This window comes from Streptomyces viridosporus, from assembly GCF_002078235.1.
GTDB classification, from domain to species: domain Bacteria; phylum Actinomycetota; class Actinomycetes; order Streptomycetales; family Streptomycetaceae; genus Streptomyces; species Streptomyces viridosporus.
The window spans coordinates 1-4831 of sequence record NZ_MSGP01000464.1 but is presented as its reverse complement, the minus strand read 5'-3'; the positions used below and the strand labels follow the sequence as shown (position 1 = coordinate 4831).

The following is a 4831-nucleotide window of genomic DNA, read 5'->3' as shown; positions in this document are numbered from 1 at the left end:
GAGCCAGCCCTCCTCGACCATGCCGTCCAGGACGTAGTTCCAGCGGTCCTCGGCGGCCTTGCGGTTCTCCGGGTGGGCGACGACGTCGTACTGGCTGGGGGCGTTGACGAGCGCGGCGAGGTAGGCGGCGCGGCCGGCGTCGAGGTCCTCGGCGTCGATGCCGTAGTAGGCGTGGGCGGCGGCCTGGATGCCGTAGGCGTTGCGGCCGAAGTAGCTGGTGTTGAGGTAGCCCTCGAGGATCTCGTCCTTGGTCTGTTCGCGGTCCAGCTTGATGGCGATGAAGAACTCCTTCACCTTGCGGGTGAGGGTCTGCTCCTGGCGCAGGTAGTAGTTCTTCACGTACTGCTGGGTGATCGTGGAGCCGGACTGCTTGCCCTTGCCGGTGGCGGTGTTCCAGGCGGCGCGGACCATGGCCGAGGGGTCGACCGCGGACTCGGTGTAGAAGTCGCGGTCCTCGGCGGCCAGGACGGCGTACTGGGCGTCCTCGGAGATCCGGTCGAGGCCGACGTTCTCCCGGTTGACCTCGCCGTCGCGGGCGAGGACGGTGCCGTCGGCGTACAGGTAGACGTTGGCCTGCTGGACGGCGAGCGCGTTGGCGGACGGGATCTGCACCAGGGTGTAGCCGAGGACGAAGCCGCCGAGGATCAGCAGGGCGCCGACGAGGGAGGTGCCGAGCACCATGCGCCAGGTGGGGATCAGCCGGCGCCACCCGGTGCGCGTGCCCGTCTTCGTGTCCCCGTCCGTGTCCCCGTCCGTGCCCGTCTCTGTTTCCGTGCCCTCCGCCGGGCGCTGTGAGGCGTCGGCCGCCTGAGGCTCTCCCGGTGTCCGGCCCTCCCCGGGCTGCTGCGGCTGCGGCTCGTCGCTCATGTCGTGCTGGGACTCCTGTTTCGCCTCGTTCGTGTGTATACGCCTGATGCGCTCCTCTTATTGAAGACTGTCGCATCCGGCGAGCAGTTCCCCACCGACGGCGCGCGCCGCGCATGCATGCGCCTTGTCACACGTATGGCCCTGTCGGCCGTGTCCCGCCTGCCCCGGGAGCGACGGAAAATGCGTGGCGGACGGTTCGCCGTGCTCAGTAGGCTCCTGCGTCTTTGGCCGCGGGTGCGGGAGGAGGCGGGCGGACGTGGGCTCGGGGCGGTTGTACCTGGCCGTCGCGGTGGGGGGTTTCCGCCGGTACGCCACGTACCGGGCGGCCACCGCGGCCGGGGTGTTCACCAACACCGCCTTCGGACTGATCCTGGTCCACACGTACCTGGCGCTGTGGGAGGCCAGGCCCGGCCTCGGCGGGTACGAGCAGGCGCAGGCCGTCACCTACGTGTGGCTGGGACAGGCGCTGTTCGCGACGCTGGCGATCCAGGGCGGCGGCTTCGAAGTCGAACTGATGGAACGCATCCGTACGGGTGAGATCGCGGTCGACCTGTACCGGCCGGTCGATCTGCAGCTGTGGTGGCTGGCGAACGACCTGGGGCGGTCGGTGTTCCAGTTGCTGGGGCGGGGCGTGGTCCCGTTCGTCTTCGGCGCGCTGGTCTTCCCGACGGCGCTGCCCGGGGACGTCGCCACGTGGGGGGCGTTCCTGGTGGCGCTCCTGCTGGCGGTGGTCGTCAGCTTCGCGATCCGCTACCTGTTCGCGCTGAGCGCGTTCTGGCTGCTGGACGGCCAGGGGGTGGCGCAGGCCCTGACGGTCACGGGACTCTTCTGCTCGGGCATGACCCTGCCGCTGAACGCCTTCCCGGGCGCGCTCGGCGAGGTCGTCCGGGTGCTGCCGTGGGCGGCGCAGCTCCAGCTGCCGGCGGACGTGCTGATGGGGGAGGCCGCTCCCCTGGGGGCGTACGCCTTCCAGGGGGCGTGGGCGGTGGCGCTGCTGGCGGCGGGCCGGCTGGTGCAGGCGGCGGCGACGCGGCGGGTGGTGGTGCAGGGTGGCTGAGGCCCCGGTGCGGGAGGTCTTCGGGGCGCGGGGGCCCTCCAGGGTGGCGGAGGGGCTGCGGGCCTACCGGCTGATCGCCGGGATGTGGATCCGGTCCACCCTGGCCTACCGCGCCTCCTTCGTCCTCACGGTGTGCGGCAACCTGCTGCTGACGGGGCTGGACTTCGTCGCGATCCTGCTGATGTTCTCGCAGGTCGACGCGCTCGGCGGCTGGACGCTGCCCGAGGTCGCCTTCCTGTACGGCCTGTCCGTGACGGCGTTCGGGACCGCCCAGCTGGCGTTCGGCTCGGTGGCCTCCCTGGGCGGCCGGGTGCGCGACGGCTCGTTCGACACGCTGCTGGTCCGGCCCGCGCCGGTGCTCGCCCAGGTCGCCGCGGACCGCTTCGCGCTGCGCCGTCTGGGCCGGGGCGTCCAGGGGGCGGCGGTGCTGGGCTGGGCGCTGGTGGCGGTCGACGTCGACTGGACCGTGGCGAAGGCGCTGCTGATACCGGTGACGCTGGTCAGCGGCGCGGTGATCTTCGGTTCGCTGTTCGTGGCGGGCGGGGCCTTCCAGTTCCTGGCGCAGGACGCCGCCGAGGTGCAGAACGCGTTCACCTACGGCGGCACCACGCTGCTGCAGTACCCGCCGACCGTGTTCGGCCGGGACCTGGTGCGCGGGGTGACGTTCGTGCTGCCGCTCGCCTTCGTCAACTGGGTGCCGGCGGCCTACGTGCTGGGGCGCCCGTACCCGCTGGGGCTGCCGGCGGGGGCGGCCTTCGCGGCGCCGCTGGTGGCGGCGGTGTGCGGCGCGCTGGCCGGGACGGTGTGGCGGGCCGGCCTGCGGTCGTATCGGAGCACGGGGAGTTAGGGCGGTCATGGCGGACGCGTTCATCGAGCTGGACCACGTCGAGAAGGTCTTCGACGTGCGCAGGAGGACCGGTTTCCTGAAACGGGAGCGGCGGCGGGTGCGGGCCGTCGACGCGCTCTCCTTCACGGTGGCGCGCGGCGAGATGGTCGGCTACATCGGCCCCAACGGCGCGGGCAAGTCGACCACGATCAAGATGCTCACCGGCATCCTGACTCCGAGCGGCGGCCGGCTCCGGGTGGCGGGGATCGATCCCTCCCGGGAACGGACGCGGCTGGCGCACCACATGGGGGTGGTGTTCGGGCAGCGGACGACGCTGTGGTGGGACCTGCCGCTGATCGACTCGTACCGGCTGATGCACCGCATGTACCGGATCCCCGACGCCCGGTACCGGGAGAACCTCGACCGGCTGGTCGCCCTCCTCGACCTCGGCGACCTGCTGGACGTGCCCGTGCGCCAACTCTCCCTCGGCCAGCGGATGCGCGGCGACATCGCGGCGGCGCTGCTGCACGATCCCCAGGTGCTCTACCTGGACGAGCCGACGATCGGCCTGGACGTCGTGTCGAAGACCAGGGTGCGGCGGTTCCTGCGGGAGCTGAACGCCGAGCGCGGCACGACCGTGCTGCTGACCACGCACGACCTGCAGGACATCGAGCAGTTGTGCTCGCGGGTGATGGTCATCGACCACGGCCGACTGATGTACGACGGCCCGCTCGCCGGGTTGCACGAGGCGGGGGAGAGCGAACGGACGCTGGTGGTGGACCTGGAGCGGGAGTGGCCGCCGATCGACGCGCCGGCACCGGCCCGGGTGGTGCGGGTGGAGGGGCCGCGGCAGTGGCTGGCGTTCCCGGCGTCCCGGTCGGCGGCCCCGCTCGTGGCGTGGATCGCGGAACGGTACCCGCTGGCCGACCTGTCGGTGCGGGAGCCGGACATCGAGGCGGTGATCGCGAGGATGTACGCGGAGCGGGCCGGACGGGCGGTCCCGTAGCGGTGCGCCGGGGCGGGGGCGGTGCCGCGGCCGTGCGCCGGGGCGGGAACGCTCCCGCGGCCGTGTGCCGGGTCCGGGGCGTCCTTGGGCGGTCGTGCGTAGGGCTCGGGGCGTCCTGCGCGGTCGTGCGCCGGGCCCGGGGAGTCCTGCGCGGCCGTGCGCCGGGCCCGGGGCGTCCTCGTAGCCGTGCGGAGGAGGTAACTCGTAGGCTGCTGGGTATGACCGACGACGCAGCCCCGGACCTCCGCGCCTCCGACGCCGACCGTGAACGGGTCGCCGAGATCCTGCGGGACGCCCTGGCGGAGGGGCGTCTGGACATGGAGGAGTTCGAGGAGCGGCTGGACGCGACGTACCGGGCGCGGACGTACGGGGAACTGGCGCCGATCACCCGCGACCTGCCGGCCGCCCGGGGCGCGGCCGCCCCCGCCGTTTCCCTCACCAAGGACCCCGACCCGGACGGGGGTTGGGCGGACCGGATCGTCGGCGGCGACGACGGGGGGACGTCGACGTGGGCCGTGGCCGTCATGTCGGGCTTCCAGCGCAAGGGGCGCTGGACGGCGCCGCGCCGCTTCAACTGCTTCGCGTTCTGGGGCGGCGGGGAGATCGACCTGCGCGAGGCGAACTTCGCGGACCGCGAGATCGTGATCAACGCCGTGGCGATCATGGGCGGGGTGGACGTCATCGTGCCGCCCGGCGTCGAGGTCGTCGTGCGCGGCATCGGCGTCATGGGCGGCTTCGACCACCGGGAGGAGGGCGAGCCGGGTGACCCGGGCGCCCCGCGCGTGGTCGTCACGGGCTTCGCCTTCTGGGGCGGCGTCGGTGTCCAGCGCAAGCTGCCCCGTGCGGAGAAGCAGCGCCTGCGCGAGGAACGCCGCCGCCAGAAGCTGGAGCGCAAGGAAGCCCGCAAGCAGTTGGGCGGCGCCTCCGGGTACCACGACCCGCTGAACCTGGACCTGCACGGCCGGTCGTCCGAGAGGTACCGCGAGGAGCGGGGCGAGCGCTGAGCGGGCCCGGCGGCGGGGCCCGCCCCCGCCCCTGACGGCCCGCTCAGCGCTCGCCCCGCTCCTCGCGGTAC

General features: G+C 72.9%; 5 protein-coding genes. 4 read left to right on the top strand and 1 reads right to left on the bottom strand.

The window, feature by feature from the left end; genetic code table 11:
• The coding region (locus B7L92_RS29195) for a transglycosylase domain-containing protein (RefSeq protein ID WP_255311193.1) at positions 1–867 on the bottom strand (867 nt) is incomplete at its 3' end.
• A 256-nt stretch (positions 868–1123) separates the two neighbouring features.
• Between B7L92_RS29195 and B7L92_RS29190 the strand changes: the two genes are divergently transcribed.
• The 4 genes from B7L92_RS29190 to B7L92_RS29175 all read left to right on the top strand — a co-directional run bounded on the left by B7L92_RS29190 (position 1124) and on the right by B7L92_RS29175 (position 4760).
• On the top strand, positions 1124–1924 hold the full coding sequence (locus B7L92_RS29190; protein ID WP_081240375.1) for an ABC transporter permease: 801 nt from the start codon (positions 1124–1126) through the stop codon (positions 1922–1924).
• Positions 1925–2006: 82 nt separating this feature from the next.
• Positions 2007–2771, top strand: coding sequence for an ABC transporter permease (locus B7L92_RS29185; protein WP_081240376.1), 765 nt, complete (start codon positions 2007–2009; stop codon positions 2769–2771).
• Positions 2772–2778: 7 nt separating this feature from the next.
• Positions 2779–3756, top strand: a complete 978-nt coding sequence (locus B7L92_RS29180) for an ABC transporter ATP-binding protein (RefSeq protein ID WP_081240374.1) — start codon at positions 2779–2781, stop codon at positions 3754–3756.
• Positions 3757–3974: 218 nt separating this feature from the next.
• The gene (locus B7L92_RS29175; RefSeq protein ID WP_081240373.1) at positions 3975–4760 is read left to right on the top strand and encodes a DUF1707 SHOCT-like domain-containing protein; all 786 of its coding nucleotides are present in this window, start codon (positions 3975–3977) and stop codon (positions 4758–4760) included.
• Positions 4761–4831: the final 71 nt, after the last annotated feature.

Bases quoted from the DNA above. Each gene is read 5' to 3' on its own strand.
- B7L92_RS29185 (WP_081240376.1), top strand. From the start codon at position 2,007: ATGTGGATCCGGTCCACCCTGGCCTACCGCGCCTCCTTCGTCCTCACG.
- B7L92_RS29175 (WP_081240373.1), top strand. From the start codon at position 3,975: ATGACCGACGACGCAGCCCCGGACCTCCGCGCCTCCGACGCCGACCGT.
- B7L92_RS29180 (WP_081240374.1), top strand. From the start codon at position 2,779: ATGGCGGACGCGTTCATCGAGCTGGACCACGTCGAGAAGGTCTTCGAC.